25 protein-coding genes and 1 pseudogene are annotated in these 25,760 nt (G+C 60.3%); 9 read left to right on the top strand and 17 right to left on the bottom strand.

What is annotated here, in order from left to right:
* Positions 1-177: 177 nt before the first annotated feature.
* Together ACIQWP_RS16265 and ACIQWP_RS16260 are read right to left on the bottom strand one after the other, a co-directional pair.
* Entirely contained in the window at positions 178-702 is a 525-nt protein-coding gene (locus tag ACIQWP_RS16265) for a DUF992 domain-containing protein (RefSeq protein WP_402788942.1), read from the bottom strand.
* Positions 703-953: 251 nt separating this feature from the next.
* A complete protein-coding gene (locus ACIQWP_RS16260; RefSeq protein WP_402788940.1) occupies positions 954-2,201 on the bottom strand; it encodes an adenylate/guanylate cyclase domain-containing protein in 1,248 nt (415 codons plus the stop codon).
* Between the two features lie 216 nt (positions 2,202-2,417).
* Here ACIQWP_RS16260 and ACIQWP_RS16255 point away from each other — a divergent pair, with 216 nt between their 5' ends.
* Positions 2,418-2,999 carry a nucleoside 2-deoxyribosyltransferase gene (locus ACIQWP_RS16255; protein ID WP_402788938.1) on the top strand — a complete coding sequence of 194 codons (582 nt, stop codon included), beginning with the start codon at positions 2,418-2,420 and terminating at the stop codon, positions 2,997-2,999.
* Between the two features lie 56 nt (positions 3,000-3,055).
* On the opposite strand, the gene ACIQWP_RS16250 is transcribed toward ACIQWP_RS16255, so the two are convergent.
* The 8 genes from ACIQWP_RS16250 to ACIQWP_RS16215 all read right to left on the bottom strand — a co-directional run bounded on the left by ACIQWP_RS16250 (position 3,056) and on the right by ACIQWP_RS16215 (position 12,245).
* Complete coding sequence (locus ACIQWP_RS16250) at positions 3,056-3,865, bottom strand: phosphate/phosphite/phosphonate ABC transporter substrate-binding protein (RefSeq protein WP_402788936.1); 810 nt, start codon at positions 3,863-3,865, stop codon at positions 3,056-3,058.
* Positions 3,866-3,871: 6 nt separating this feature from the next.
* Complete coding sequence (locus tag ACIQWP_RS16245; RefSeq protein ID WP_402788934.1) at positions 3,872-4,876, bottom strand: ornithine cyclodeaminase family protein; 1,005 nt, start codon at positions 4,874-4,876, stop codon at positions 3,872-3,874.
* A 112-nt stretch (positions 4,877-4,988) separates the two neighbouring features.
* Entirely contained in the window at positions 4,989-6,503 is a 1,515-nt protein-coding gene (gene hutH / locus ACIQWP_RS16240) for a histidine ammonia-lyase (protein ID WP_402788932.1), read from the bottom strand.
* 267 nt (positions 6,504-6,770) lie between these two features.
* Complete coding sequence (locus ACIQWP_RS16235; protein WP_402788930.1) at positions 6,771-7,517, bottom strand: ATP-binding cassette domain-containing protein; 747 nt, start codon at positions 7,515-7,517, stop codon at positions 6,771-6,773.
* Positions 7,510-8,574 carry a ribose ABC transporter gene (locus ACIQWP_RS16230; protein WP_402788928.1) on the bottom strand — a complete coding sequence of 355 codons (1,065 nt, stop codon included), beginning with the start codon at positions 8,572-8,574 and terminating at the stop codon, positions 7,510-7,512. The genes ACIQWP_RS16235 and ACIQWP_RS16230 overlap by 8 nt, the downstream gene beginning before the upstream one ends.
* Positions 8,575-8,680: 106 nt before the next feature.
* On the bottom strand, positions 8,681-9,670 hold the full coding sequence (locus tag ACIQWP_RS16225; protein WP_402788926.1) for a substrate-binding domain-containing protein: 990 nt from the start codon (positions 9,668-9,670) through the stop codon (positions 8,681-8,683).
* Positions 9,671-9,898: 228 nt separating this feature from the next.
* Complete coding sequence (locus ACIQWP_RS16220; RefSeq protein WP_402788924.1) at positions 9,899-11,311, bottom strand: ROK family protein; 1,413 nt, start codon at positions 11,309-11,311, stop codon at positions 9,899-9,901.
* The gene (locus ACIQWP_RS16215; protein ID WP_402788922.1) at positions 11,304-12,245 is read right to left on the bottom strand and encodes a tagatose-bisphosphate aldolase; all 942 of its coding nucleotides are present in this window, start codon (positions 12,243-12,245) and stop codon (positions 11,304-11,306) included. The genes ACIQWP_RS16220 and ACIQWP_RS16215 overlap by 8 nt, the downstream gene beginning before the upstream one ends.
* A gap of 228 nt (positions 12,246-12,473) precedes the next feature.
* Between ACIQWP_RS16215 and ACIQWP_RS16210 the strand changes: the two genes are divergently transcribed.
* Together ACIQWP_RS16210 and ACIQWP_RS16205 are read left to right on the top strand one after the other, a co-directional pair.
* Positions 12,474-13,394 (top strand): sugar-binding transcriptional regulator, encoded by a 921-nt coding sequence (locus ACIQWP_RS16210; RefSeq protein ID WP_402788920.1) that lies wholly within the window; start codon positions 12,474-12,476, stop codon positions 13,392-13,394.
* On the top strand, positions 13,394-14,056 hold the full coding sequence (locus ACIQWP_RS16205) for an HAD-IA family hydrolase (protein ID WP_402788918.1): 663 nt from the start codon (positions 13,394-13,396) through the stop codon (positions 14,054-14,056). The genes ACIQWP_RS16210 and ACIQWP_RS16205 overlap by 1 nt, the downstream gene beginning before the upstream one ends.
* Positions 14,057-14,153: 97 nt before the next feature.
* Here the strand turns inward: ACIQWP_RS16205 and ACIQWP_RS16200 are convergent, their stop codons facing one another.
* Together ACIQWP_RS16200 and ACIQWP_RS16195 are read right to left on the bottom strand one after the other, a co-directional pair.
* The gene (locus ACIQWP_RS16200; protein WP_402788916.1) at positions 14,154-14,387 is read right to left on the bottom strand and encodes a 4-oxalocrotonate tautomerase family protein; all 234 of its coding nucleotides are present in this window, start codon (positions 14,385-14,387) and stop codon (positions 14,154-14,156) included.
* A 519-nt stretch (positions 14,388-14,906) separates the two neighbouring features.
* Positions 14,907-15,941 (bottom strand): sterol desaturase family protein, encoded by a 1,035-nt coding sequence (locus ACIQWP_RS16195; RefSeq protein ID WP_402788914.1) that lies wholly within the window; start codon positions 15,939-15,941, stop codon positions 14,907-14,909.
* Positions 15,942-16,284: 343 nt separating this feature from the next.
* Here ACIQWP_RS16195 and ACIQWP_RS16190 point away from each other — a divergent pair, with 343 nt between their 5' ends.
* The 6 genes and pseudogenes from ACIQWP_RS16190 to ACIQWP_RS16165 all read left to right on the top strand — a co-directional run bounded on the left by ACIQWP_RS16190 (position 16,285) and on the right by ACIQWP_RS16165 (position 20,875).
* The gene (locus ACIQWP_RS16190; protein WP_402788912.1) at positions 16,285-17,118 is read left to right on the top strand and encodes a sugar phosphate isomerase/epimerase family protein; all 834 of its coding nucleotides are present in this window, start codon (positions 16,285-16,287) and stop codon (positions 17,116-17,118) included.
* A gap of 50 nt (positions 17,119-17,168) precedes the next feature.
* Positions 17,169-17,404: pseudogene (locus ACIQWP_RS16185) on the top strand (alcohol dehydrogenase catalytic domain-containing protein); the annotation flags it as partial.
* 192 nt (positions 17,405-17,596) lie between these two features.
* The gene (locus tag ACIQWP_RS16180) at positions 17,597-17,968 is read left to right on the top strand and encodes a PsiF repeat-containing protein (RefSeq protein WP_402788910.1); all 372 of its coding nucleotides are present in this window, start codon (positions 17,597-17,599) and stop codon (positions 17,966-17,968) included.
* A 177-nt stretch (positions 17,969-18,145) separates the two neighbouring features.
* Positions 18,146-19,054 (top strand): TIGR03571 family LLM class oxidoreductase, encoded by a 909-nt coding sequence (locus tag ACIQWP_RS16175; protein ID WP_402788908.1) that lies wholly within the window; start codon positions 18,146-18,148, stop codon positions 19,052-19,054.
* A 109-nt stretch (positions 19,055-19,163) separates the two neighbouring features.
* The gene (locus ACIQWP_RS16170) at positions 19,164-20,462 is read left to right on the top strand and encodes a hemolysin family protein (RefSeq protein ID WP_402788906.1); all 1,299 of its coding nucleotides are present in this window, start codon (positions 19,164-19,166) and stop codon (positions 20,460-20,462) included.
* A 158-nt stretch (positions 20,463-20,620) separates the two neighbouring features.
* Positions 20,621-20,875 (top strand): hypothetical protein, encoded by a 255-nt coding sequence (locus ACIQWP_RS16165; RefSeq protein WP_402788904.1) that lies wholly within the window; start codon positions 20,621-20,623, stop codon positions 20,873-20,875.
* 287 nt (positions 20,876-21,162) lie between these two features.
* Here ACIQWP_RS16165 and ACIQWP_RS16160 read toward each other — a convergent pair whose 3' ends face one another.
* The 5 genes from ACIQWP_RS16160 to ACIQWP_RS16140 all read right to left on the bottom strand — a co-directional run bounded on the left by ACIQWP_RS16160 (position 21,163) and on the right by ACIQWP_RS16140 (position 25,758).
* Positions 21,163-21,342 (bottom strand): hypothetical protein, encoded by a 180-nt coding sequence (locus tag ACIQWP_RS16160; protein WP_402788902.1) that lies wholly within the window; start codon positions 21,340-21,342, stop codon positions 21,163-21,165.
* Positions 21,343-21,542: 200 nt separating this feature from the next.
* Positions 21,543-22,856 carry an ROK family transcriptional regulator gene (locus ACIQWP_RS16155; RefSeq protein WP_402788900.1) on the bottom strand — a complete coding sequence of 438 codons (1,314 nt, stop codon included), beginning with the start codon at positions 22,854-22,856 and terminating at the stop codon, positions 21,543-21,545.
* A gap of 11 nt (positions 22,857-22,867) precedes the next feature.
* Positions 22,868-24,001 carry an ABC transporter ATP-binding protein gene (locus ACIQWP_RS16150; RefSeq protein WP_402788898.1) on the bottom strand — a complete coding sequence of 378 codons (1,134 nt, stop codon included), beginning with the start codon at positions 23,999-24,001 and terminating at the stop codon, positions 22,868-22,870.
* 30 nt (positions 24,002-24,031) lie between these two features.
* Positions 24,032-24,853 (bottom strand): carbohydrate ABC transporter permease, encoded by an 822-nt coding sequence (locus tag ACIQWP_RS16145; RefSeq protein WP_402788896.1) that lies wholly within the window; start codon positions 24,851-24,853, stop codon positions 24,032-24,034.
* An 8-nt stretch (positions 24,854-24,861) separates the two neighbouring features.
* Entirely contained in the window at positions 24,862-25,758 is an 897-nt protein-coding gene (locus tag ACIQWP_RS16140; RefSeq protein ID WP_402788894.1) for a carbohydrate ABC transporter permease, read from the bottom strand.
* Positions 25,759-25,760: the final 2 nt, after the last annotated feature.

Here is a 25,760-nt window from a genome sequence, read left to right as displayed (position 1 = left end):
AAGAATCTCTGGGTTTTGCTTAGCTATAGCGCCGCACGCATGCGCCGATAAACCGATTTCGCGCTGAAAGGCGTTGATATGAGAAACGGCTTTGCGCTTGTCCTCAACGAAAACAATGGCCGCTCCGGCTTTAAGCAAGAGCGGCCATACAATGGCTTATAACTGTGGCCAAAGGTCTCAGTCGGCCGAGGTCAGCGTAACAGACGTGCCGGTTGCGGCAACGTTCAGGCCGAGCTGGCCCGTCACGCTGACGGTCTGAAGCTGGATGGAGCCGGAAGTGCCGCCAACGAGAATGTTCGTACCGGCACCGACACCGACGGTCGCTTCGACAGTGGCGCCCTGATAGAGTCCGCTCAGCGAGCCGTGATGATAGCCGGCTGTCGGCGCGAAGACGAGCCAGACAAGCCGGCTGCGGGTCGTAAAGCCGAGATCGACACCCATCTTCCGGATCGCACCGGTGTAGTGATCAACGCGCCCGCGTCCGACGGTCGAATGGAAAGTGCAATCCACTTCCTTGGCCGAGCCGAGCACATAGCCGACACCGCCGCCGATTTCGCACTCGAGGTAGCCGATCTTCACGCCGTTGCGCTGGTCTGGCTCTTCGTCGCGGTAGGTCGTCGGCATGTCCGCCGCCTGTGCCACCGCCGCACTCGCAACGATCAACGACGCTGCTGAAAACGCCAGGGTCAGAATTTTTCTCATCTGTTTTCTCCTTGTCAGAGTATTATGGGTGGCAGGCACCCTCGTGGTCGAGCCGATAGAATCAACCCCTACTTAACGTTCCTACGCGCAGAACGATCCCAAAAATAAGGCGGCTATCGTCATGATCCAACTCACAATATAGGGAGGTCCCTATGCCGCGGCATCCCCTGGCCATTTCACGTTTTGCTACCGACTGAATCGCGCCGTACAAGATCGAGGGTTTGCAGGGCGAAGCTCGCCCCGCTTGTCAATCAGCCATGTTGAAGCAAGTTTTGCTTGGCGGCGAAGGCGAACACGTCGACCGGCTCCCCTAGGCCCTTGAGAGGGAAGGAGCCAAGGCTTTCCATATCCCGCTGGCAGCCGGCCATATCGACGAAAGCCTTGGACAGAAGCACCGGCCGCTTGACCTCCTTGGTCAGCGTTTCCAGTCGGGAGGCGATATTGACAGCCGGACCGATGACCGTGAAATCAAGGCGCGTACGCGAGCCGATATTGCCGTACATCACGTCGCCGACATGCACGCCGACGCCGTAGCGCAGCACTTCGCGGCCATGCTTGCGGTTTTCCTCATTCAGCGCTGCAACGCCCGTCTGTGCTTCGGTGATGGCGAGAAGAAGATTGTCGCAGGCATTGGGGTCGCTCAATGGGAAAATGGCCAACAGCCCGTCACCCATGAACTTGAGAATCTCGCCGCCGTGCTTTTCGATCGGGTCGACCATCGCGTCGAAATAGCCGTTCAGCAGTTCGATCACATCGTCGCGCGGCCACATGTCCGAGATCGAGGTGAAATCGCGCAAATCGCAGATGAGGATCGCCGCACCGACCGTGGTGCCGCTGCCGCGCGTCGTTGCACCCGCCAGGATCTTTTCGCTGGCATGCGGCCCGACATAGGTTCGCAGCAGCGTGCGCGCCATGATGTTCTTCAGCCGGATCTCGGTCACCATCGTCAGGGCTGGCAGCAAGTCCTTCAAAACCGTGAGATGCTGCTCGGTGAATCCGCCGGGGGCATCGGAGGCGAAGGTCACGATATGGCGCTTGCCCAGTGTGTGAAAGATCGGCCAGGCGATATAGTCGGTCAGCCCTTCCGCATACATCTCCTTGTAGAGAGGATAATTCAGGTCCACCTTTTGGCAGATCTCGAGATTTTTCCGCACCTCGGTCGCGCCGTTGAAAATCTCGTTGATGGGGCTTGCCAGAAACTGAGGCGTGTTCTCGACCCCGTAGCTGAAGGTGGCGATATCGGCTTCCTTCATGCCTGTGCGCCAGAGAATTCTCGCGCCGAGCCATTGCGGATGATGCGTCCTGAAATGCATCGTCGCTCTTCCGATCGGAATTCCGACGGCCCGCATTTTCTCGCAAAGCTCGACGAGGATATTGTCGATGAACCGCTGCTCGCGGACATCGTTCATCAGCCAATCGAGGATCTTGCTTTGTTTCGTCGGCCAGCTGCCCTGGTCGTCCTGCGTCGAGGCAGCAACGGCCTCAATGGAAGATTGCATTTTCTATACCCCACAAATTCTGTCATCGATCGTGAGCGCCATTCGATCCGAATGGAACTATACGCATCTCGCCAGTAACCGGGAACGGCAATCGCCTTTATTTTGCGATTTCGTAAATTATGTGCCCGGCTATGGCAGAGGAGCCTTGAATCGGCCATAGGCTTCATATGGTCCCGCAACTCCTGCGGTGCAATATTCTGGCGAAGAGGCGAGGCATTGAGAGCATATCTGGCAGGCCCGGAAGTGTTTCTTCCAAACGCGAGGGAAATCCTCGATCGCAAGATCGCGCTGGCGCGCAGCTATGGTTTTACGCCCGTTTCGCCCGGCGACCTCGCTGTGCCCGAGACGGAGACGCGCCGGCAGCGCGGGCTTGCCATCAGTGCAATCAATGAAAAACTGATGACGAGCGCCGATCTCATCATCGCCAATCTGACGCCGTTCCGCGGCGTTGCGGCCGATATCGGCACGGCCTTCGAGCTCGGCTTCATGTGCGCGCGTGGCTGCCCGGCATTCGCCTTTTCCAACTGCGCCGACAATCATTTCGAGCGCGTGAGCAAGCTCTACGGCGGCGAGGTTCATCTCGGTGCCGATGGACGCGAGCGCGGTCCCGACGGACTATCGCTGGAAAACTTCGACATGACCGACAATCTGATGCTTGATGGCGGCATAGTGTCACGTGGCGGCGTCATCGTCACGCGTCAGGTCGCATCGGATCAGCTCTTTCTGGATCTGACGGCATTCGAGGAATGCCTGGGCCTGGCTGCGGAGAAATTGTTGAAGCAAGCCGCCAGCGCGTGATATCCGGCTATTGATTGCCGCGTTGAGCTATCCTGGCGGTGCCGCCTCTTTGAGTTTCACCACGTCCCGAGAATTTCATCAATAGCCCGGGCCCTCGCGGGAAGCTGGTCATAAGCGGCAATATCCGGTTGCGCGAAGGCCGCCAGACCGAGCAACGCAAGGATATCGCGCCCCTCCGGATCTTCGTGGGCACCGAGGAGAACGGCGCGAAGCGCTGCGACGACCTCGGGAGATTGTTGCCGCGAAGCCACCAGCAACGGGAAGGGCGCAGGCTTCGTGGTCGCAACGATCCGCAATGGCGCGACCATGTCCGGCTCGTGCATTGCCAGAAGCTGATAGGCGTAAGCGTCAATGCCGCCAACATCGATGGCACCGGCGCGAATGGCCTCGACCACGCCGCGTGGATTGAGAAGCGGGCCAACGGTTTGCGCCGCCGATGGCCTATGCGCAAGCTCCGAAGCGAATTCGCGCGGCGCGTTGTAGCCGGATTGCGAGTCTCGCACAGTCCAACCCCAGCGCGCCGTTGCGAGATCGGCTTCCGCCAGCGGCTTGTCCTTAGCGGCGACGATATGGCTCGCATAGACCGGCCGTCCGTTGGCCCAATCTGCGAGCGAAACAGGAGCCGCCAGCGGCTGAGGACGTTCGGCCGGCGACAGGCTGGAGAACGGAAAGCCGCACATCAAGACGGCGCCCATGTCCGCGCGTCCCCACAGCTCGGAAAGAGGCGCCGGAGCGGCATGGGCGATGACCTCGAGCTTGACACCAGATCGGTCCGCAAGCCAATGGAAGAGCCGATCCCAAAGCCCTGATATCTTCGGGCTGAGGTTGTACATTCGCGAGCAGGCGATGGCAGCGGAAGTCGTCATGGCCCGTCACGCAAACCGAAGGCGCTGACCGATATTCATGCGCCTCGCCTTGTCGACCATTGCTGCGCCGAGTGCCACATCGGTAGTGCTGAGGCCGCGATGCCAGAAGAGAATGGTTTCGTCGTCGCTTTCGCGCCCCGGCCTCGCGCCGCAGACGATCTGACCGATTTCGGCATGCAGCGTTTCGGCCGTCACCTTGCCCTCGTCGACATGGCGGCGAAGCGCGCCGAAGGGTCGACCGGGACCGCATTGGCCCCAATCGTCGACGACGACCTTGTCCATGATATCGGTCAGATCGAATTCGAGCGCACTCATCGTGCCATAGGGAACGACGAAGGCCCCCTTCTTGACCCAGGCAGTCTTGAAGAGCGGCGTTGGCTCCGGCAGGCGGCTTGCCTCGATCATGATGTCGGCGCCTTTCAGGCAATCCTCCCAATTGTCCGTGACGATGATCTTCTTGCCGAGGTCCTTCTCCAATCGGGCGGCGAAGGCATCACGGCTTTCCGGGCGACGCGAATGCACGCGGATTTCATCGAAGTCGAAGATGTGGTCGAGCAGCCGCACATTCCAGTAGGACGTCCCGCGCGCGCCGATATGACCGAGGATCTTGCTGTCCTTGCGGGCGAGATGGCGGGCGCCGATAGCGGTGACGGCACCGGTACGCATGTCGGTGATCGCAGTCGCATCGATGATGGCCTTCGGCACGCCGGTGCGCGGATCGAACAGATTGAGGACCGCCATTTCCGAGGGCAATCCTTGCTTGTAGTTGTCGACGAAATCGCCGACGACCTTGACGCCTGCATAGTCGAGCGGCTTCACATAGCCGCGCAGTACGTTGAAATGCCCCTTGTCGGAACTCTCCGGCACGAGATGGACACGAGGCTCGATGACGGTCTCGCCGCGCCCTTGCGCATCGAGCGCCCTGGTCACGGCATCGAGGATTTCATCATTGGAAAGCGCCAGCGCCTTGGCGTCGATGGCATTGAGATAGTCGATCCAGATTTCCTGCATTCTCGTTCTCCAGGCATGTCAGCGGCAGCGCCGGTCTATCGAATTATGCGGGCCGGCAAGCAGCCTGCGGGAGTGAAGCGACAGGCGATGACCGCCTTGCCGCCATTTTCGATCAGGGAGCCACCTTTACGGCTCTCTCCGCAATAAATTCCGACACCCTTTGAAAATCGGGACCTTGGGCGCGATCTTCTTCAAGCGGTGGCACCAGTTGGCGCACTTGCCGATAGACGCTCGATGTTCCACTGCCGAGCTCGCTCGCGACGCCACGCAGTTCGACGGCCTGGGCCGACGCGATCAGCTCGATCGCCACGAGATAGCGCAGCCGCCCGATCATCGCTTCGATCTTTGACAGAACGCTCGGCGCCATCGACGCCTGATCCTCGACACCATCGGCGACCGGGATAGGCGTCAGCGAGACCGGCATGGCGAGATGCCGTATCTCGGCTTCGAGCGCCGAGACCGTTTTCTGTACGGTGGCAAAGCCAGTTCTGCTCTGCCCCAGCGGCGTCAGGAAACGCGGCAGCTCCGACATGCCCGGAGACATGATCTTGATTGTTCGATAGGCGGTCGCCGCCGCGCAGTGGGCAATTGCCTGGCCGAGCCGCTCCCATGCGAGGACGAAGGCCGTCATGTCGAAATTGCCGTGGGACAGGATCAATCCTTCTTCGACAAGCACGACGGGATTGTCGCCGGAACTGGCAAGCTCGATCTCGGTCGCGGCGCGCGCCTCGCCAATCGCATGGAGGAGGGCGCCCCAAACCTGCGGGGCACAACGATAACTCAGCGGATCTTGCAGACGCCGTGCCGCGCCATCGACAAGGAGCGAGCTTCCGGAAAGCAGCGCGCGAAGTCCTGCCGCCGCCTCACGCTGGCCGAAGGCCGGCCTCGCTGCCAACGCCCCGTCGTCAAAGGCCGAGACATTGGCACGAAACGCCTCGAAATTCAGCGCGACGGCTGCAAGCGACCAATCGAACAGGCGCTCGATATCCTCGATACAGAGGCAGGCCTTGCCGACCGACAGGCTATTGGCGACCACGAGCACATGGCCATCCTTCGGCGCGATCGGCAATGGTTTCAGCCCCGCCCTGGAGAGAGCGTCCAGAGCTGGCATCACCACGCCATCCACTTCGGCTTCGCCATCCCCCAGTAGGGCGCGTCCCATATGCGCCAAAGGCGCAAGATCGGCAGCGCCGATCGAGCCGAGCGATGGCACGACTGGATGAAAGCCCGCATTCAGCGCTGCGACGAGGCCGGCGAAAACCGGTAATGACACGCCGGAGCCGCCGGCTGCCATGCCAACGATACGGGCGGCCATCATCGCCCTGACGGCTTCGCGTGGCAGCGCTGGCCCGACCCCGACTGCACGGGCTTGCGGCACGCGCAACTGGAAGGCAATGAGGTCATCGGTGGCAAGCCGTGTGTCGACACCTGCACCCAATGCTGTCGTCAGACCGTAGACCGGCTGGTCAGATGAGAGGTAGCGTTCCACGACGGCGCGGGCGGCGGTGATCCTGTCTTTGACACCAGGTGAAATCGCGATCGTGGCACTGCGCCGCGCGATTGCAGCAATATCGCTCACCGTCGGGGACGCTTCTGTGAGGGACACGATATGATCCGTCTTGCTCATTCCTGCTTGCCTCCAAGAAGTGCGCTCGGTTTTCCGCGATCTCAGCCGGAACGCGCTTCCAGTCGATATTGGTCGTTGGAATAGTCGATATCACCCATAGCATGGCAGATGGCCAGCAACAGTCATATCGATTGAAGAACACCGCTATCTCATTGCGAGGCAATATCCTGCTCAAGCAGCGACAAAGGACCATGACGCAAACAAAGAAGGTGACAGCGATCACACGCTGTCACCTTCTCTTGAGTTGGGCGCTGGTTTGGTGACGGGTTAGCCGCCGATCATGAGCCTCACGACTTCCTCGTGATTGGTGTCGGCGATATTGCGCTCGCCGGCGACGATCCCACGGCGCAGGACGACGATGCGGTCCGAGACGGCAAAAATGTCCTGCAGATTGTGCGAGATGAAGACAACGCCGCGCCCTTGCGCCTTCAGCGACTTGATGAGTGCTACGACCTTGCGCTGTTCCGGTACACCGAGGGCTGCCGTCGGCTCATCCATGACCAGAATGCGGGCATTCCAGTAAACCGCACGTCCGATCGCAACCGCCTGGCGCTGGCCGCCGGAGAAGTTGCTGACCGGCGCGTCGAGCCTCTTCACGTGAAAGTCCAGCTCCGCCATCGTCTTGCGCGCCGCTTCCGCCATGGCCTTGCGATCCAGAACCGGCAGGAATCCGAAGAGCTTCTTCATCGGCTCGCGGCCGAGGAAGATATTGGCGCCGATGGTCAGATTGTCGGCCAGAGCGAGATCCTGATAGATCGTCTCGATGCCCTTCTCGCGCGCATCCTGCGGCGAAGAAAAGGTGACGGGCTTGCCTTCGATCAGGATTTCGCCTGCGGTTGGCGGATAGACGCCGGAGATCGCCTTGATCATCGTCGTCTTGCCGGCGCCGTTGTCACCGGCAAGAGCGACGACCTCGCCGGGTCGGACGACCATGGAGCAATTGTCGAGCGCGCGCACTGCGCCGAAATAACGCGAGAGGTTGCGGACCTCGAGGAGGGGAGTGACACTATTCATCCTGTTTCGCTCCGCTGAACCGGCGCTGCGCCTGGTCGATGAGCACCGAAATGATGATGACGACGCCGACGGCGATGAATTGCCAGAACGGCTCGACATTCATGAAGACGAGGCCGTATTGAATGACGGCAATGACCAACGCCCCGGCAACCGTACCGATAATCGTTCCCGAGCCGCCGAACAGGCTCGCCCCGCCGATGACGACCGCGGCTACGCTATCGAGCAGCAGCGGTTCGCCGGCCTGCGCCGCGCCCGCTGTGAAGCGGGCAGCATAGAGCGCTCCGCCAAGACCCGCGCAAACCGCCGAAAGCATGTAGAGCCGGAGCAGATGAGATTTGATGTTGATGCCGGCGCGCCGCGCCGCCTGCGCATTGGCGCCGATGGCGTAATTGTGCTGGCCGAAGCGGGTCTGGCTTAGCAGGTAGTGCATGATCAGGACAAAGACGAGCGTGACGATGACAAGATACGGCACCCCAAAGAAGCGGCCGTTGCCGAGCTCGGCGAAATAGGAATTCTTGACCGGCACCGTCGTTCCGCCGGCGAGCAGGAAGGCCGTGCCGCGCGCGACGCCGAACATGCCGAGCGTGCCGATGAACGGCGGGACCTTGAGACGTGAGATCAAAAGGCCGTTGATGAAGCCGGGGACTGCGGCTGCCAGCATGGCGACGAGAATCCCGAGCACCATTGCGACAGGCAAAGGCATGTAGAGGCCGGCTATATTGGCGATATGCGCGGCCACGACGGCCGCAAGTCCCATGATGAAGCCGGTCGACAGATCGATGCCGCCGGAAATGATGACGAAGGTCTGTCCGATTGCGAGCAGCAGCGGCGCCACTGCGAAGATCGCAACGGACTGCCAATTGAAGCTCGAGCCGATGAACGTGCCGCCGAAGTCGATCCGCGCCCAGATCTCGAATGTCACGATAAGCGCGGCAAGAAAGAGCCATGCGCGCAACTGCGCGATGCGGTTCAGGATGGTTTTTGCCTGGTCGCCGTGGTCTGCCTGGGGCGCCACGTGCTGATCCGCCTTGCGGACCTCTGCATTGTCGAGTGTCATGGATCGTCCAAACTGGAGCTATGATGGCGCGGCACATGCAGCGCTCTCGGCTCAATCATCGTTGGAAATGTGCCTCGCCCTTCAGCGAGGCACAGGCTGCATCCGATTAATCGGAGTAGATGAATTTCGCGATCTTCTTGTCTGCCACGTTCGACTTGTCGATGACCGTGAAGCCGGTGCCGATCGCCGTCGGGATCGAATTGCCGGTCAGATGAGCATAGGCTGCCATCACGCCGAAGTAGCCGATTTCAGCCGGATGCTGCGCGATCGCCAGATCGACGAGGCCTGAGTTGATGTTGTCGACGATGGATGTCGGCGCATCGAAGGCGACCACGCGGATCTTGCCCGTCTGGCCGGCCTGCTGCACGCCGTTGGCGGCACCGAGGGCGGAGAACAGATTGGCCCCGAAAACGCCGTCGAGATCCGAGTTGCGGGCAAAGACGGCCTGCAACTGCGATGCTGCCTTGTTGGCGTCGTCGTCGTTGTACTGCGTCTCCAGAACGGTGATGTTCGGGTACTTCTTCATTTCCTCCTTGAAGCCCTGCTCGCGCTGGTCGGTGGTCGACACGCCGGGCTTGACGTTGGAAACGTAGACCTTGCCCTTCTCGCCAACGGCTTTTGCCAGCGCGCGTGCGGCAATCGCACCGCCGAGCAAATTGTCGGAAGCGATATAGGACAGCGGGAAGTCGGCATCGCCGCTGCCGGTCTGGTAGACGCCGGTGCCGATGAAGGTATCGACGGTGATGATCGGGATGCCGGCGTCCGCAGCCTTCTTCATAGGCTGGATCAGTTGGTCCTTGTCGGTCGGCGCAATGAGAATGAAATCGGGCTTCTTGGCGATCACCGCGTCAAGAACCGGAACCTGGGTTACCGGGTTGAAATCGGGGCCGCCCTGAAAGACGAGCGTCGCGCCAACTGCCTTGGCAGCGGCTTCGGCACCTTTACGCATGGTGATGTAGAAAGCATCGGTCGTCAGACCTGGAATGAGGGCAATGGTAAACTTCTTGTCTGCGGCTTTGGTGCTGCCGGCAACCGCCGCAACACCAGTCGCGAGCGATGCCACGGCCGAAGCCTTTAGAAATGAGCGGCGCTCCATAATTTTCCTCCTCTTGAAGCCGAACCTCCCCTGTCCGGCACAGCGATAATCAGTGGCTTATTTCCGCGCGTCAAGTAATTTTTTTCTGTAATGAATTTCTATTATCCATTTGATATAATTTGAAAATTCCGGCACAGGCACTATATCCTGATCCGCCGGGGACATAGCGTCGCACGGCGGTTCAAGACTATCTGGCATTCGTGCCGCCTGCCTGGATGGCGGCTCATATTATTCGCCGCCGAAAACCTGTAGAAGCCAGGTTAAAATAGCCTCCATATCGGGTTCTCGCGTCTGGTCGACCGTCATCACGACACCGCAACCCATGGGCTCGGCGCGATCGGCAAGGGCAATCAGCTCGGGTACGTATTCGGCACCCGGATGCCCAGGCAGTCGATCCTTCAGCCGGCTGGCATAGCGCTCGCCCGCAACCGATCCTGGCACCTTGCACCATAGTTCCGCAACGTGCTCGATTTTCGCGGCGCGGATATAGGTTTCGAGCTGCGCTTTCGGCTGGAAGCCGAACCAGGCATCGATGATGAAGGTCGAGCCGGCCGGCGCCGCCGCGACGACGGACCAGATCGCCTCGTAGCTCGCTTTTCCCAAAGTCCGGTTGAAGTCGCGATCGACCGGGCCGATATGCTGGAGGAACGGGTTCTTGATGCCGTCGAGTGACAGGACCGGCCAACCGGTGCGCTGAGACAGACCCCTGGCAAGCCGGCTTTTGCCGGAAGCCGGCACGCCATTGATGAGGACGACGCGCTTTTCCTGCGGCATGGCATCGGCGTCGAAAATCGAAAGGCCTGCGCCGATTACGCCGGCATCGTCGGCAAGTTTCGCAGGCAATATGGCGGGGCAAAACCACGGCGCCACCGCCGGCAAATCGGCAAGCGCCCGCGCCGCGTCGCAGCCGAGCCCTCCGCCGAGCAGGATAATCTCCGGGTCCATCGTCGCAGAAATATTGTCGAGCGCGACACGCAAAGGGATTGCCCATTGGCGCAGAACGCGCACTGCCGCGTCGTTTCCCGCGACTGCCATGTCGAAGACTTCTCGGATCGTTGCTACCGACAACCCGGCTTCGGTGATATGCTGGCGCAAAGCGGTTCCGGAGCTGAAGGTTTCGACGCAACCGCGTCGACCGCAGGGGCAGGGCGGACCATCCTGCGATACGCATATGTGGCCGAGTTGGCCCGCCGCCCTATGTCCGTGATAGATGCGTCCGGCATGTGCGACAGCGCCGCCGATTCCCGTTCCGATCGTCAGCATCGCGACATTGCGATAGCCCTTGGCGCCGCCGATCCGCATCTCGGCGATCAGCGCCATGCTGCAATCATTTTCGATGACAACAGGCTTTCCGAGGGCCGCCTCCAGCCGTTTCACGAAGTCGAGGCCGGCGAGGTTCAAGATGCCGCCGGAGAGGATTTCTCTGGTTGCGACATCGACCCGGCCGGGTATGCCGACGCCGATGCCCAAGACCTCAGGTGCGTCGAACTCACGCGCCATCGCGATGACGCGCTCCACTACCAGCAAGGGGTCGGTCGGCGTGCGTTCCGACAGCTTGGCAAGGATCTCGCCTTGGGCGGAGACGAGGGCCGCACGGATATTCGTGCCGCCAATATCGACACCGATCGCGGTGTCAGCCATTGGCGCGCAGCCTTTGGTCTGTGCCGTGCGATCCCGTACCCCTGAAGTGCGTCGCAATCACGGCCTGGATTTCGCGAAGCCTTGGCACCGCGACCGATTCAAGCCGATCCTTCGTCACCGTACGGTCGAGCGAAATGCAATCCTTCCATAGCGAGCGGCCGGCGATGACGCCGGAGGCGCCATTCCGCATGGCATCCTCGACCTGCATCAGGAAGGTTGCATGGTCGACACCGGCCGAAAGCACTGCCCAAGGCACGTCGCCGGCAAGCCGCGTGACCTCGGCGCAGGCGTCCGACGACCCGGGATAGGGGATCTTCAAGACCTTCGCGCCCAGATCCAGGCAGATCTTGCTGCCGCCGACGATCAGAGACGGCAGTTTGGCTTTATACTCTGCCTCGTCCTCATTTTCGAATCTATAGGTCAGGAACTCGACAACGAGCAGAAGATCTTCGTGCGCGAAGTCTTCGATGCAGCGCCTGAGGATGTCGATATTGTGAATATTCGCCGCTTCCCGATCCGAGCGGAGATAGACCATGATCTTCCCGCCGGTCGCCCCAAGCTGGCGCACGCGGCGCGCGGAAATGCCGGGAACGAGCTTCGACAGACGATAACCTTCCAGCGACGTATCCCAGCCGGAGGCATCCAGGCCGATCAGCAGTGCGGTATCGCGCTGAAGAACCCGGTCATCGACCAGCGCCGGCACAGCGCAGATCGGATCAACGAGAACGCATGATGCCTTGCTTGCCAGGAACCGGGCAATATCGGCCTTCGTGTCCCCCAGCACCTTGTCCGAGATGGCCGCCTGCTCGGCAGGGTCCTTGGCCAGAAGGCTGCGCATACCGCCGCGCTGGTCGCAGGCGATCACCATCATGGCACCGTCGCTACCGCAAATCTGCTGGTAACCGCGCATCTCCGCTGTCGTCAATTTCGTCATCTGATCCTTCCTCCAGCCGTTGCGAAACGGCACCGACGCAAGCACGCCTTCTCCACTCCTCGAAGAGGGCATTACTCTTGAAATTGAGGGCTCTCACGCGCGGCACAGACGTTGCGAAACCGGCTTTTTTGAGCGATAACTCCTCAGGTACTGTATGTGTAACACATTGCAGAAAGGAATTTCAATCTGAATTCGTCTCAATCGCAGGAGGCTGCGGCAAATCGCGCGTTGCTGCATACGGTCGCCAAATTGCACTACCAGTCAGACATGTCGCAGGTCGATATTGCCAGGAAATTGGGCCTATCGACGGCGACCGTTTCGCGACTGCTGCAGCGAGCACGGGCGGTCGGGATCGTCCGGATCGAAGTGATCGATCTCTCGCCGGCCGAGGATCTGAGCGCTGCCCTGATCGAGGGCCTGAAGTTGCGCACCGCAACCGTGATCGACACTCCGTCGTCAAACGTGCTGAGCGCGCTTGCCGCGCCTGTCGGCTCGCTTCTGCAGCAGGCGGGCATACGCTCGGGCTCGACGCTGGGCATCGGCTGGGGCCGGGCGGTGCGCGAGGTGACGTTGGCCGGATTGCCGCAATTGCCCGGTATCGTCACGGTCGCACTGAATGGCGGCATGCAGCAGGCGGCGCCACATTTCCAGATCAATGAATTCGTGCGCCAGGCGGCAGCCCAGATGGGCGGCGTACCGCACTTTCTGCATGCGCCCTACATCTCCTCGACCGAACTCCGCGATGCGTTTCTCGGCGATCCCACCGTGCAGCAGGTGACGTCCCTCTGGGACAAGCTGGATGCGGCAATTGTCGGTGTCGGGTTGGCTCACGCCGCAAACCCTTCGGAAGCGGCGCTGCCGGGAGAAAGGGCGCTGAGCCATGCGGCAGGCGACGTACTCCGCCACTACGTCACCGAAGCGGGCGAGATCCTGCATTGGGACGGGGAGGAGGGGATGATCGCCGCCTCTCCCGAGCAGTTGCGCAAAGTGTCGCTCTGCATCGCGGTTGCGGCAACGCCGAACAAGGCGAGCGGCATCATCGGCGCGGCGCGGTCCGGGATGATCAATGCCTTGGTCACCGACGCCAACACCGCACAGGCCATTCTCGATCGCCTGTCATCCCATCAGAAAGCCGAGGATCGATTCTGATGCCCTTTGACAGCCGGCCCTTCGGGGCCTTCCTGTTCGACATGGACGGAACCGTCCTGAATTCGATTGCGGTCGCGGAACGGGTATGGACCGCGTGGGCGCAAAGACGCGGCGTCGATGCTGTCAGCCTGCTCGCGACCGTTCATGGTCGCAAGGCGATCGAGACGATCACCCGGCTCGGTCTGTCGGGAATCGACCCGGCAGAGGAGGTGGAGGTCCTGACCCAGGCCGAAATCGATGATGTCGCTGGTGTCGAGCCGATCGCAGGTGCCGCCGATTTTCTAAAAGGCCTGCCGCCGGATCGGTGGGCGATCGTCACCTCGGCTCCGCGGGAACTGGCCAAAGTTCGCCTCGCGGCGGTCGGGCTCCCCTGGCCACGGGTTCTGATCGCCGGCGAGGATGTACAGAATGGCAAGCCGGCACCGGATTGCTTCATGCTGGCCGCAAGGATGTTGGCCCAACCCATTGAAGAGTGTCTTGTCTTTGAGGATGCGCCCGCCGGGATAGAGGCGGCGGAAGCAGCGGGTGCTTCTGTGTTGGTCATCAGCGCAACGCATCGGACGCCGCTATTGACGCGGCATCCGAGCGCTGAGGATTATGATCGCATAGCCGCAAGTACCACTGCAAATGGCAGCCTGCGTCTTTCGGTCGGGCCAAATTAGTTTGCCGCTATGCGGCTGAGATAGCGGTGATGACCGAGCGTGATCCTTTGACCCGCTCCGTATGCGTCATTCCTTTGCGTTCGCAGATGCCAGCCCCCTATCGAAAGGGATCGTAACCCGGCTCCTTGTAGATGGTCTCGGGCTTCCCCTGAATGTCCGGGAGGTAGACGCTCTCGACCCAGTCGGCCATCGGCACATCCTCGATCGCGACGGAAACTGCGTCCTCGTCGACGCCAAGCGTTTCCATGACGGCCTTGGTTAGGTTTTCAGCCAAAGCATGCTTCAATGTTTCGGGCCTTCCGGCGGCCATCTTCAGAATTACGTGGGGCATCAATCTACTCCTGTATCGATAAGGGATAGCCAATTTCGGCCATGCGAAGGGCCAAGTCGGCAGGCATTCTCGCCGGACCTCATAGCGACGCGGCGACACCGTCGCCTGCTTGGCCCTCCGAAACCGCGAGAGGAATGTAGGAAGATGCGTTTTCGGGATTAGCGCCCGATGACCACAAGCACTTATGATGCGCACTCATGAATTGAAGGGGCGCTGAGTGGTGGCAGCCTGCCACAAACACGGCAGGCTGGCGGAGAGGCAACTTGACGGGCGTCAGGCCCCTGCGCAGTTCCTGACCTGTACGGCAGAAAATATCGGGCTCCAATCAAGTCACCGATAGGCGACAACGCCGGAGCCTGCGGAAGGAGGGCCGCAGGCTCCGGCATTTCCCGCCGTCAGCGGCCGGTTGGGCCGGCGGCGGGGGGAGAACCTAAAGCTGCATATGGAGCACCAAGCGCCCTTGGCAAGTTTTCGACAGCGTTATGCCGGCCGAAAGTTTCGGCCGGCCTCCGCTTCATCTCAGCTCGGCGTGTTGGAGCTGCGAGCCCGCCTCTCGGCGTACTTCTTCGCGCGCTCCATGAAACGCTTGTTCATGCGGTCCTCTGCCTCCTTCGAGCCGTCGTGGAAGGTGCCGAACCATTGGTCGAGCGGGATGACGCCATCCGCATAATTGCATTCGAAGAACTTGTGATGGAGGTAGTGGTCGTAGGCGTGAGTATCGATGCCGGCATCCTCGCCGATCACGATCTTGTCGAAGCCGGCATGGCCAGGCGCCGGCGCAAGAGCCGCATGCGTCAGATGGAACAGGGCATGGATCGGATTGGACGGTACGATCCAGTGGATGAGAACGCCCGAGAAATACAGGAGATGCTCGACGGGATGCATGGCGAGCCCGGACCAGGGGCCGGGATTGACGTTGTTATGATGCAGCTTGTGGACCGTATGGTAGAGCGGCGGCCAGTGGATCAGGCGATGCACGAGATAGAAGTGCAGATCACGGAATGCCGGGACCAGCAGCATGATGATGGCGCAATAGATCGGGTGTTCGGCAAAATCGACATAGGGAATGATGCCGTTGGCAAAAGCCCAGAGCGTCAGCACCTCGAAGACCGTCCAGAGGGGCACGGCGCTGGCAAAGGTCCAGACGACGTTGTCGACGGTCTGGTTACCGAAGAGGAAGGCAGAGTTATCCTTCGATGGCCACTTGCTATTGTATTTGAAGCTCGTGCCCTGCTTCTTCTGCATGTAGAGGCGCAGGTGAAACGCGCCGAAGAACAGGAATACCAGAATGGCATTGCGCGCGAAAAGATAGGCGATCCAGCCCGGCGCCAGCGTCTTCATGCTGTCCATGGAAGGCGTCGCATAGAGCCACAGCAGCGTTGCGACGGCGGCATAGACGACGTTCCAGGGCATCAGATAGCCCGGATAGCCGAAGAACCATTTCAGGAAGGCGATCGGTTTCGCCGGCCAGATGAAGACAGGCGGATATTGCAAGAGCTTGTTGGGTTTCCAGTCGCCGCGCTTGTCGCGCTTGCCGTAGAGCGTGTCGTCCATGATGTGCCTCCCAGTGAATGGAACTAGGCAGCCAGTGTCGGAGACGTCGGCGCGAAACGACAGTATTGATTTGATGAAATTTGCTCACGGCGGCAGTTGTGCTCAGCGTTTCCAGCGCCTCTTCGCGCAGTCGGGACTTTCGAACCGAACCATGCTTTCCTGCCAGGAAACGCCGCACCACGTCCGGGAGTATCTTGAGGAAAAACCATCATGCCGCCGGCTCCCGGCTCGCGAATACATCCGCTTTGCAATGAAACGCGCTCATGAGCAAAACCCATCACCGCGCCGTCTGGCAATGAGTTGGGATTCGTGATCTGAGCAACTCGACGGTAGGGGAGGACCTATGCAAGATTTGCTGATATTCCAGTCGCTCTGGGCCATGGAGAGACGCAGTGAGAGACATCCTGAGCTTTCTCTGGAAGAGAATATCGAAAAGATAGCGGCCGCCGGCTTCGATGGCATCAGCACCCATTGGTACGACCGCAACGTCGTCGCCCGTGTCGCGGGGCTGCTCAAGCAGCATGGTTTGCAGGCGGAGGGGCAATGCTTCCCGAAGACGGTCGATGATCTGAAGCCCGTGCTCGAAATCGCCGCAAAATACAATGTCCATCACATCTGCCTGCAGCCGGACGTGCGCCTGCGGCGGCTGGAGGATTGCATTCCGCTGCTCGAAGGCTGGCAGCGGCTGGCGGAGGAAGCCGGCATCGACGTCTGGATCGAGACCCATCGCGACCGGATGACGACGGATCTGTTCTTCACGCTCGACCTGCTCGATCGGCTACCGGATCTGCGGCTGCTGGGTGATATCTCCCATTTCCTCGTCGCGCGGGAGTTCGCCTGGCCGGTATCCGACGAGAACCATGCGCTCATCCACCGGATACTCGACAGTTCCTGGGCGTTTCATGGCCGCGTTGCCTCGCGCGAACAGGTCCAGATCGAGATTTCCTTCCCGCATCACAGGCCCTGGGTCGATCTCTTCCTCGGCTGGTGGGAGTACGGTTTCAGGAGCTGGCGGAAACGCGCCGAAAAGGGCGCAACGCTCGCCTTCACCTGCGAACTGGGGCCAAAACCCTATGCCATCACCGGAAGGGACGGCGAAGACAGCACCGACCGCTGGGAAGAATCCCTGCTTATGCAGCAGGAAATACGCGATTTATGGACGCGAATTTCCAGCTAACAAATAAAATTAGATAACAGTCATAGTATATTGATTTTGAGTATTTTTATATGGACTTTAGAGCAGCGGTTGCGGCCGGCGAGCCGCTTGAGGTGATAACGGTTCAGCTTGAGGAACCGGACGCGGGCGAAGTGCTGATCGAGGCCAAGGCGACCGGCATCTGCTACACCGATGATTTCACGTTGTCGGACGCCGATCCAGAAGGGCTGTTACCACCATCCTCGGCCATGCGGGTGCCGGTATCGTCGTCGATGTTGGTCGCCGCGTCACCTCGGTCAAGAAGGGTTTCGACCTCATGCACTCCGGAAAGAGTGTCAGGGGTGTCGTCATTTACCGACGTCGGGTAGCGCGTTGGTGCGAAATTTATTGGCAGTCCGAGCGACGGATAAGCCGGTCGCCATCGTTCAAGAAGAACGCCGGTCTCGTTAGGAGGCCGGCGGCTTGACCATGAATGGCCTTCAGGCAAAAGGATATGCCCATGACCAGCAAGCTTCTTTGTGCGACAGCAGCCGCTCTGTTGACCCTCTGCTCGACAACGGTGGTCTTCGCACAGACGACGACCCCTTCGACGACGGCGACGCCTGCTCCTTCCGCGACCTCATCTGCTTCGGCCCCATCTTCGGCCATGCCGTCGAAGGACGAACTCAAGACGGCGCGGCAGGCCTGCCAACAGGATGCGGCCGGCCAGAACCTCAAGGGTCAGCCGCGCAAGGATTCGGTCAGAAGCTGCATGCAGCAGAAATATCCGGTCCTGGCGAAACGCAAGACCTGCCATGACCAGGGCGCGGCCAAGGGTCTGGAAAAGAAGGCTCTGCGCGATTTCGTCAAGCAGTGCATCGCAGCGAGCTAACCTGCAGTGAAAGCTGCCAGATGGCTTTCGCTCCGCAACTGGATCGTGGCCCGCCTGTACAAGGTGGGCCATTATAGTCTGGTCAACATCAGCAACTAGCTCTTCCGCAACGCAGACCTTTTCTAAGAGACGATCGTCCTTATCTCTTTGTCAGCGCAATATGTTTCGGGACGCGACGTGCTTTTCCATCCAGACCAGCTTTCATTCGGCATCGTCTTGCCGGCCCAGACGAGAATCCCAGCCGACGTGCAGTTCGATACGCAGCTCGGCATTGCAGCCCATGCCGACAGGTTGGGCTTCGACGCCTTGTGGGTCAGGGACGTTCCGCTCAATAGCGACAGCTATCCCGACCCGATCGGCCATGCCGATCCCTGGGTCTTTCTTGGAGCCCTGGCGGCGGCCACATCCGACATTCGACTGGCGACGGGAGCAATCGTGCTGCCTCTGCGGCATCCGCTCCATATCGCCAAGGCAGCTCTTTCGACTGCATCCCTGTCGAAAGGCCGGTTCGTTCTCGGTCTCGGTTCGGGAGACAGGCCGAGCGAATACGACATGTTTGGAGAGAATGTCGAGAACCGCAAGTTACGGTTCCAATCGCATTGGGAGCGGCTCGCCGCCGCTCTTCGTCCGGATCAGGAGGTCACGGACGAAAGCGGCCATGCACGGAATGAATTCTCGATAAGACCCCACCTGCAGCGGGCCGCCATTCCGATGGTGGCCGTGGGGTCATCGTCGCAATCCCTCGAATGGATCGCCCGCCATGCGGCCGCCTGGATGACCTATTACCGGCCGCTCGCGGTCCAGAAGGATCGATTGGCGCTTTGGCGTAATGCCCAAGCAAAGGTCGCGACGGATTTTCGTGGCTTCGGCCAGTCCATGGTTCTGGAACTGCTCGATAATCCCCAAGCGGCATATGAGGAGATCAATCTCGGCGGCAGAACCGGCAGGCGAGGGCTGATCGAGGCGCTGTCGGTAATGCGCGAAGCTGGCATCCATCACGTCGCCTTCAACCTCGTCATACAGACGAGGCCGCCCGGCGAGGTCATGGCGGAGATCGCAGCGGATATCCTGCCGGCCCTGCGATAGCGTCAGCGAATTGCCCTTAATAGTGGTGCCATGGAAATCATTTCTATTGGGTGCTGGCTTTTATAGCCCCTGCCACCTATCTTTCTGCTGAAAACAAAAAGGGCCGACTTTGCTTCTCGAAATTTCTATCGTCATCGTTCTTACCGTCCTTAACGGCGTACTGGCAATGTCGGAACTAGCGATCGTCTCATCACGACCCGCCCGCCTGAAAGTGCTTTCGGACCAAGGAAGCAAAGGGGCCGCCATGGCGATCAGGCTCGCCGAAGAGCCGGGCCGCTTCCTTTCAACCGTACAGATCGGCATTACGCTCGTCGGCGTTCTATCCGGCGCATTCTCTGGCGCGACGCTCGGCGCTCGCCTGTCGGGTTGGCTTGCCATGCAAGGTCTTTCGGTCACCGCTGCCGATGCCATTGGCGTCGGTTCCGTTGTCGTTGCGATTACCTATCTGTCGCTGATTATCGGCGAGCTGGTGCCGAAGCAGGTCGCGCTTCGCGCGCCCGAGGCCGTGGCCAGCAAGATTGCGCCGGCCATGGTGTTTCTTTCGCGCGCTGCTGCACCGCTGGTCTGGCTGCTTGATATTTCCGGACGGCTGGTTTTGCGCGCGCTCGGCCAGTCCGGCAAGACGGCAGACGGTGTCAGCGACGAGGAAATCAAGACCGTTCTGGCGGAGGCGCAGAGCGCCGGCGTGATCGCGACGGAAGAGCAGGCGATGATCTCCGGCGTCATGCGCTTGGCTGACCGAACCGCCAGAGCGCTGATGACGCCGCGCCGCGATGTCGAGGTCATCGATATAGAAGACAGTTTCGACGAGGTTCGCGAACAGCTTCGTCGCACCGAAAAGGCGCGGTTGCCGCTGCGCAAGAACAGCTCCGACGAGATCGTCGGCGTGCTGACAACCAGGGATTTCTTCGACGCACTGGCATCCGGTAGTCGAGTCGACATTCTAGCCTTGGCCAAGCAGGTGCCGATCGTTTCGGACCTTTCGAGCGCGCTCGACGTGGTCAAGGCGCTGCGCCGTTCTTTCTCGCATATGGTGCTGGTCTATGACGAATACGGCCACTTCGAAGGCGTCATCACATCGGGCGATATTCTCGAAGCGATCCTGGGAGCCGTTCAGGAAGAGACCGATACCGGCGGCGAACAGGCTATCGTTCGTCGTCACGACGGCAGCTATCTCGTGTCCGGCTGGATGCCCATCGACGAGTTCGCCGATTTCATGAATCTCCAGATCGACGACGATCGCGACTACCAGACGGTCGCAGGCTTCGTGCTGCAGGAACTACGCCATCTTCCGGATGTAGGCGAAAGCTTCACGAAGAACGGCTGGTGTTTCGAGGTGGTGGATCTCGACGGCCGCAGGATCGACAAGCTGCTCGTGAGTGCGGACGGTCCGCCTGCTGAAAAGTAATCCTCGCAGAAACGGACGCAAAAGGTCCATCCGACGGTGGCTTCCGATCGCTTTGTATCAGTGGCGGCGTGATCGTAGCGCGTCAATGTCCGGCGTGGTTCGTAGATGCCACGGAGACGTTTCGCTCGGCGATCCACGCGCTGGGCAGATTTGCGCATATGATCCCGACCAGCACGATTACGGAGACAAGACCGATCAATGTCTCCCATGATTGCCGACGAAACGGCAGAGGCCAGCGCGATCGGGATGCGTTTGGATCATGCAGCATCGGTCAGCTCCATATCCAAGGGAAAGTTGTCAGTAGTGGCGTGATCGTTCCGCGTGAGATCAAGACGGTGATGACCTTCTTTTTCTGGCTTTTCTGGCGTCCGTTCGTCTCTCAAGTCTACGTCGGCCGAATCCTGATTGTCTAGTACCTTGATCGACATTATCTGGTAACGGGACCCTTGGCGATTGCCGGCCCCTCCAATTTAAGTGGATTTTGAAGAAAATATTTCTTTAAACCATCGGAATGGCGGCGACATTAGGGAGATGATACCTAAATCAAACGCCACTCTGAAATCGCTTTCCAGGAGCCGACTAAGGTTATCCACTAATACAGTGAAGGTGAAATAGGCCGAGGCGGCGAACAGATTGCCTTCGAGCACTGCAATGGCCTGCCGTGCAGGATCACGCAGTGCGCAGCTCTGCAATAAGCTGCCTAAAGCGACATCGTGGATGCCGCTGGCTGCGTTGAATGCTCATGCAGTTTGGCCGAGGCCGTTTCAGGCTGGACAAGCCATGCACCTAACGCCGCGATGGCGGCGCCAACAACGACGGTCAGAAGCGCCTTTCGAGCATACCGCCGCCGTTCGAGTTTCGAATTTTCATCATTTTCCATCATTGTCTCCTTCGTCAGAGCCACACCTGACGAACGAAAGGCGATCCATCAGGGGTCTTGGCCCTTCCGGATCGCTGAACTGTCTGTTGCCAGTGTAACTGGTTCACATGAATGGAATCCGAACGAATGGCTGGCAGAGGCAGGCATTTCAAACATGCTGTTCCGACTGAAGCGGTTGTCCGCCAGGCCGAACCTGAAGGTCAGCCTCTTGGGGCTTGCTCGAAGGGGTGCTGCTCGTCGCCGAGTTGACGGATGTAGAGGTGGCGGAAGTTTGGGTTGATGTTGACGAAGATCGGCAGGCTGGCCGCACCGATGACCGGCGCATCGTCCGTCAACTCACCGACAACAAGCCTCGGCCAGCGTCTGTCCTTGCGTTCGCTCAGCGAACGATGCAGTGGATAGGCCCGCTCCACCAAGGCCGCGACGATTGAAGACGGCAGTGATCCGCCGACGGTGATGAATTCGGGATCGATCGTGCTCTCGAGTATGGCGGCAAGAAAACGGAGGCAAAGTCCAGCCTCCTCCATCCAGCTGGAAAGCCGGAGATCGCGCTGGCTGTGAAGATCGGCGAGGATCGAGAGGTCGGCCGCCGCCGCATCGGCATCCTCGATCGTCCACTCCAGTGCCTTTGCGATACCGTTCAATGAGAGAACGGAATCGATGATCGGCGGTTCGCCGTTGTCGCGCGTCCGTTTGGGTTGAAAGGGCAGCAGCCCCAGTTCGCCGGCATTGCCCCAGACGCCTTTCAGGGGCATGCCGTCGATAATCATGCCGGCGCCGACGCCGTAGCCGATATAGAGATGGGCGAAGTTGCGCTTGTCTTTGTCGCTGCGGGCAAAATGTTCACCGATGGCCGCGGCGGTCGCGTCATTCTCAACGAGCACCGTCAACCCGCACAGGTCTTTCAGGCGCTGTGCGACGGGTACGTTGGCCCAGGCATCCCATCCGGGTTGCTTGGTGGCAAAATCGTAGATGTCGTCGTCAAGCGTCGGCAAGACCAGGCCCATGCTCCAGATCTTTTCGCGAGGAATGGCGGCCTCCGCGATCAGCTCGTCGGCAAGGCCGGCAATATGCTTCAGGGTCGGCTCGGGATCGCGGGTATCGCCCGTCCAGGTTTTTCGCCCGATAACGTCCAGCAGCAGATTGCACACCACCATGACGACGCGGTTGCGATCGAGATGGATGCCGATGGAGAAGCCTGCAACCGGATTGGGGCCGAGATAGATTTGCGGCTGACCGCGCTGGCCCTGCGAACGGCCGGTCTCGACGATGAACTGCTGGTCCAGCAGTTCCCGAGTAATGCCGGAAACGGTCTGCGGCGTCAGCCCGACCCGTTTGGCAACATCGACGCGACTGAGCGGACCGGATTGGTAAAGGGCCTCGAAGATCAGCCTGCGGTTGAAGATGCGGGACTGTTCGAGATTGGTGCCGGTGACATCGGGCAGCCTTTGCCGTCCTTTCGCAAGTTTGGTCAACTTGGTCGCTCCCGACCCTGTCTTTGGCGTATCGTTCATTCCGTTTCCATTCAGCGCGCCCGGAATTCCTGGCCGAGAATGCCATAGGCCGGGCTCGAGCGGCGACCGAGCATAGCCTGTCCGGCATCGTTGAAAAGATGGACGGCCGCCGCCGGCGCCTCGGCCACGAAACGGTCGCCCGCCGTGCAGAAGATATCGCCTGGATAGCGGACGGTGAGGGTCTGCCCATCGGCCAGTCGCAGATAGATGATGCTCGTCTCGCCCAAATGCTCAACGAGGTCAACCGTCCCCTCAATCTTCACTGACGGGCCATCGCCGGGAATCCAGTGCTCCGGCCGAATGCCGATGGTGACCTGCGTGCCGGGTGCGACGGCGGGTCCAGAATAGGGAAGACCGACACGTTGCTCGCCGATCGAAAGCTGCAACTCGCCATTGTCGAGCGAAACGACCCGCGTTTCGATCAGGTTCATGGCCGGAGAGCCGATGAAGCCGGCGACGAAAAGGTTTGCGGGTGCGTGATAAAGGTCGAGCGGTGTTCCCACCTGCTCGATCCGGCCGCCGTTGAGGACGACAATCTTGTCGGCCAATGTCATCGCCTCGACCTGATCGTGCGTCACGTAGACCATCGTCGCGCCGAGTTCGCGGTGCAGCTTGGCAATTTCGATGCGGGTATTGACGCGCAGCGCCGCATCGAGGTTTGACAATGGTTCGTCGAACAGAAAGACCTTCGGCTGGCGGACGATAGCGCGGCCGATGGCGACACGCTGGCGCTGGCCGCCGGAAAGGGCGCCGGGCTTGCGGTCGAGCACGCCGTCGAGTTTCAGGATCGAGGCCGCCTTGCGGACGCGCCGGTCGATCTCATCCTTTGGGATCTTCGCGAATTTAAGGCCGAAGGCCATGTTCCGGTAGACATCCATATGCGGATAGAGCGCATAGGACTGGAACACCATGGCGATCTGCCGCTCCGCCGGCGCGACGTGGTTGACCACCTGGCCGCCGATGCGGATATCGCCGCCGCTGATGTCCTCCAGTCCGGCGATTGCCCGGAGCAGGGTGGACTTGCCGCAACCCGACGGGCCGACGAAGACGACCAGCTCGCCATCTTCGATCGTAAGGTCGATCCCGTGCAGCACCGTCAGGGCGCCGAAGGCCTTGCGCACATTGGTCAGGGACAGGTCAGCCATCGGTATTTCCTTCCTTGAGAGCAATAGGCATCATTTTACCGCTCCCGCCGTCAGGCCGGATACGATGCGGCGCTGGAAGATCAGGACCAGCAGAATGAGGGGAACGGTGACGATGACGGAGGCCGCCATGATCGTCCCGAACGGAAGCTCGAAGCGGCTCGCTCCGGAGATCAGCGCGAGGCCAACGGGAACGGTGCGCACCGTATCGCTGAGCGTGAAGGTGAGCGCGAAGAGGAACTCGTTCCAAGAGGCGATGAAGGCCAGCAGGCCCGTACTGGCGAGTGCCGGCGCCAAAAGCGGGAAATAGATCTGCCAGATCATCGCCCAGGTCGAGCATCCGTCCATGCGGGCAGCGTCTTCGAGTTCCGCCGGAATCTGCCGGATGAAGCTTGTCATCACCCAGACGGTGAAGGGCAGGCTGAAGATCATGTAGGACAGAACGAGGCTGCCGAGGCTGTTATATAGCCCGAGCCAGCGGATCGTTCCGAAGAGCCCCGAAAGAACGACGATTTGCGGAAACATCGAGGCGCCGAGGATGCCCGCCAGGACGAACCCGCGGCCGCGAAATTTCAATTTTCCGAGTGCATAGGCCGAGGTGATCGCAAAGATCAGCGAGAGCGTGACGACGCAGACCGCGACGATCGCCGAATTGAGGATGTTGCGGAGGAAATTGCCGTTGGTCAGCAGATCGCGATAGTTGGTGAGGTCGATCGGCGGAAAGAAGTCGACCGAGAACAGGGCCGAGCCGGTCTTGAAGGACGACACGATGGCCCAATAGAACGGGAAGACTGTGTAGAACACGACGATGATCTTGAGGAGGGTCAGCGCGATTGTTTTGGCAAGGCGTTTCATTGAGATCCTCACTCGCTGATCAATCGGATTTTGGTCAGCTGGATGTAGGCCGCCGCCACCAGGGAGATCATCAGGAAGACCAGCATCGCTACCGCCGAGCCGTAGCCGACGTCCTGGAAGTCGACGAGCTGTTGGCGGGCATAGATCGATATGGTCGCGGTTTCGCGGCTCTTCGAACTGAGAACGTAGGCGAGATCGAACATGCGCACGGCATCGAGAAGCCGAAACAGAATGGCAACGGCAAGCGTCGGCCAGAGCAGCGGCAGGGTGATGTAGAAGAACTGTGCCCAGCCGGGAGCGCCATCGACCTTGGCGGCCTCGTAGAGATCGCGCGGGATGATCTGCAGGCCGGCAAGGATCAGCAGCACCATGAAGGGCGTCGTCTGCCAAACGTCGACGGCGATGATCGCTGCCATCGCCGTGCCGGTTCCGGCCGTCCACGCGATTCCATGGCTGATGAGCCCAAGCTTGATCAGGAGCGCATTGATGACACCATACTGGTCATGCAGCATCCATTGCCACATCTGCGCGGAGACCACCGTCGGGATCGCCCAGGGGATCAGCATGACCGCGCGCAAGGCGCCTCGGCCCTTGAGCTGACTATCGATCAGAAGGGCAATGCCGACACCGGCCAGCGTTTCCAGCGTCACCGAAGTTGCCGAGAAGAAAGCAGTGTTGCGAACGGCATGCCACCAGTCCCCGTCCTTCATCAGCGCCAGATAATTGCGAAAGCCGATGAACCTTGGCAGATCGCCGGCGTCCAGAGTGGCGTGCATGAAGGAGAGATAGGCGGTGCGGGCAAGCGGCCAGGCGGTGACCGTTGCGAGCACGATCAGCATCGGGGCAAGGAGCAGCCATGGTTCGATACGCTTGATCCAATTGGATTGAAGGGTCGCCTGCGACATCA

This window comes from Rhizobium sp. NPDC090279, from assembly GCF_044769665.1.
Lineage (GTDB): Bacteria > Pseudomonadota > Alphaproteobacteria > Rhizobiales > Rhizobiaceae > Rhizobium.
The sequence above is the reverse complement of the archived record's forward strand: the minus strand, read 5'-3'. Positions and strand labels throughout refer to the sequence as shown.

Excerpts from the sequence above, each read along its gene's own strand:
- ACIQWP_RS16145 (WP_402788896.1), bottom strand. The coding sequence starts at position 24,853 with ATGAAACGCCTTGCCAAAACAATCGCGCTGACCCTCCTCAAGATCATC.
- ACIQWP_RS16215 (WP_402788922.1), bottom strand. The coding sequence starts at position 12,245 with ATGACGAAATTGACGACAGCGGAGATGCGCGGTTACCAGCAGATTTGC.
- ACIQWP_RS16155 (WP_402788900.1), bottom strand. The coding sequence starts at position 22,856 with ATGAACGATACGCCAAAGACAGGGTCGGGAGCGACCAAGTTGACCAAA.
- ACIQWP_RS16245 (WP_402788934.1), bottom strand. The coding sequence starts at position 4,876 with ATGCAGGAAATCTGGATCGACTATCTCAATGCCATCGACGCCAAGGCG.
- ACIQWP_RS16150 (WP_402788898.1), bottom strand. The coding sequence starts at position 24,001 with ATGGCTGACCTGTCCCTGACCAATGTGCGCAAGGCCTTCGGCGCCCTG.
- ACIQWP_RS16190 (WP_402788912.1), top strand. The coding sequence starts at position 16,285 with ATGCAAGATTTGCTGATATTCCAGTCGCTCTGGGCCATGGAGAGACGC.
- ACIQWP_RS16180 (WP_402788910.1), top strand. The coding sequence starts at position 17,597 with ATGACCAGCAAGCTTCTTTGTGCGACAGCAGCCGCTCTGTTGACCCTC.
- ACIQWP_RS16265 (WP_402788942.1), bottom strand. The coding sequence starts at position 702 with ATGAGAAAAATTCTGACCCTGGCGTTTTCAGCAGCGTCGTTGATCGTT.
- ACIQWP_RS16225 (WP_402788926.1), bottom strand. The coding sequence starts at position 9,670 with ATGGAGCGCCGCTCATTTCTAAAGGCTTCGGCCGTGGCATCGCTCGCG.
- ACIQWP_RS16230 (WP_402788928.1), bottom strand. The coding sequence starts at position 8,574 with ATGACACTCGACAATGCAGAGGTCCGCAAGGCGGATCAGCACGTGGCG.
- ACIQWP_RS16235 (WP_402788930.1), bottom strand. The coding sequence starts at position 7,517 with ATGAATAGTGTCACTCCCCTCCTCGAGGTCCGCAACCTCTCGCGTTAT.
- ACIQWP_RS16165 (WP_402788904.1), top strand. The coding sequence starts at position 20,621 with ATGATCCCGACCAGCACGATTACGGAGACAAGACCGATCAATGTCTCC.
- ACIQWP_RS16205 (WP_402788918.1), top strand. The coding sequence starts at position 13,394 with ATGCCCTTTGACAGCCGGCCCTTCGGGGCCTTCCTGTTCGACATGGAC.
- ACIQWP_RS16220 (WP_402788924.1), bottom strand. The coding sequence starts at position 11,311 with ATGGCTGACACCGCGATCGGTGTCGATATTGGCGGCACGAATATCCGT.
- ACIQWP_RS16200 (WP_402788916.1), bottom strand. The coding sequence starts at position 14,387 with ATGCCCCACGTAATTCTGAAGATGGCCGCCGGAAGGCCCGAAACATTG.
- ACIQWP_RS16160 (WP_402788902.1), bottom strand. The coding sequence starts at position 21,342 with ATGGAAAATGATGAAAATTCGAAACTCGAACGGCGGCGGTATGCTCGA.
- ACIQWP_RS16140 (WP_402788894.1), bottom strand. The coding sequence starts at position 25,758 with ATGTCGCAGGCGACCCTTCAATCCAATTGGATCAAGCGTATCGAACCA.
- ACIQWP_RS16195 (WP_402788914.1), bottom strand. The coding sequence starts at position 15,941 with ATGGACGACACGCTCTACGGCAAGCGCGACAAGCGCGGCGACTGGAAA.
- ACIQWP_RS16260 (WP_402788940.1), bottom strand. The coding sequence starts at position 2,201 with ATGCAATCTTCCATTGAGGCCGTTGCTGCCTCGACGCAGGACGACCAG.
- ACIQWP_RS16250 (WP_402788936.1), bottom strand. The coding sequence starts at position 3,865 with ATGACGACTTCCGCTGCCATCGCCTGCTCGCGAATGTACAACCTCAGC.
- hutH (WP_402788932.1), bottom strand. The coding sequence starts at position 6,503 with ATGAGCAAGACGGATCATATCGTGTCCCTCACAGAAGCGTCCCCGACG.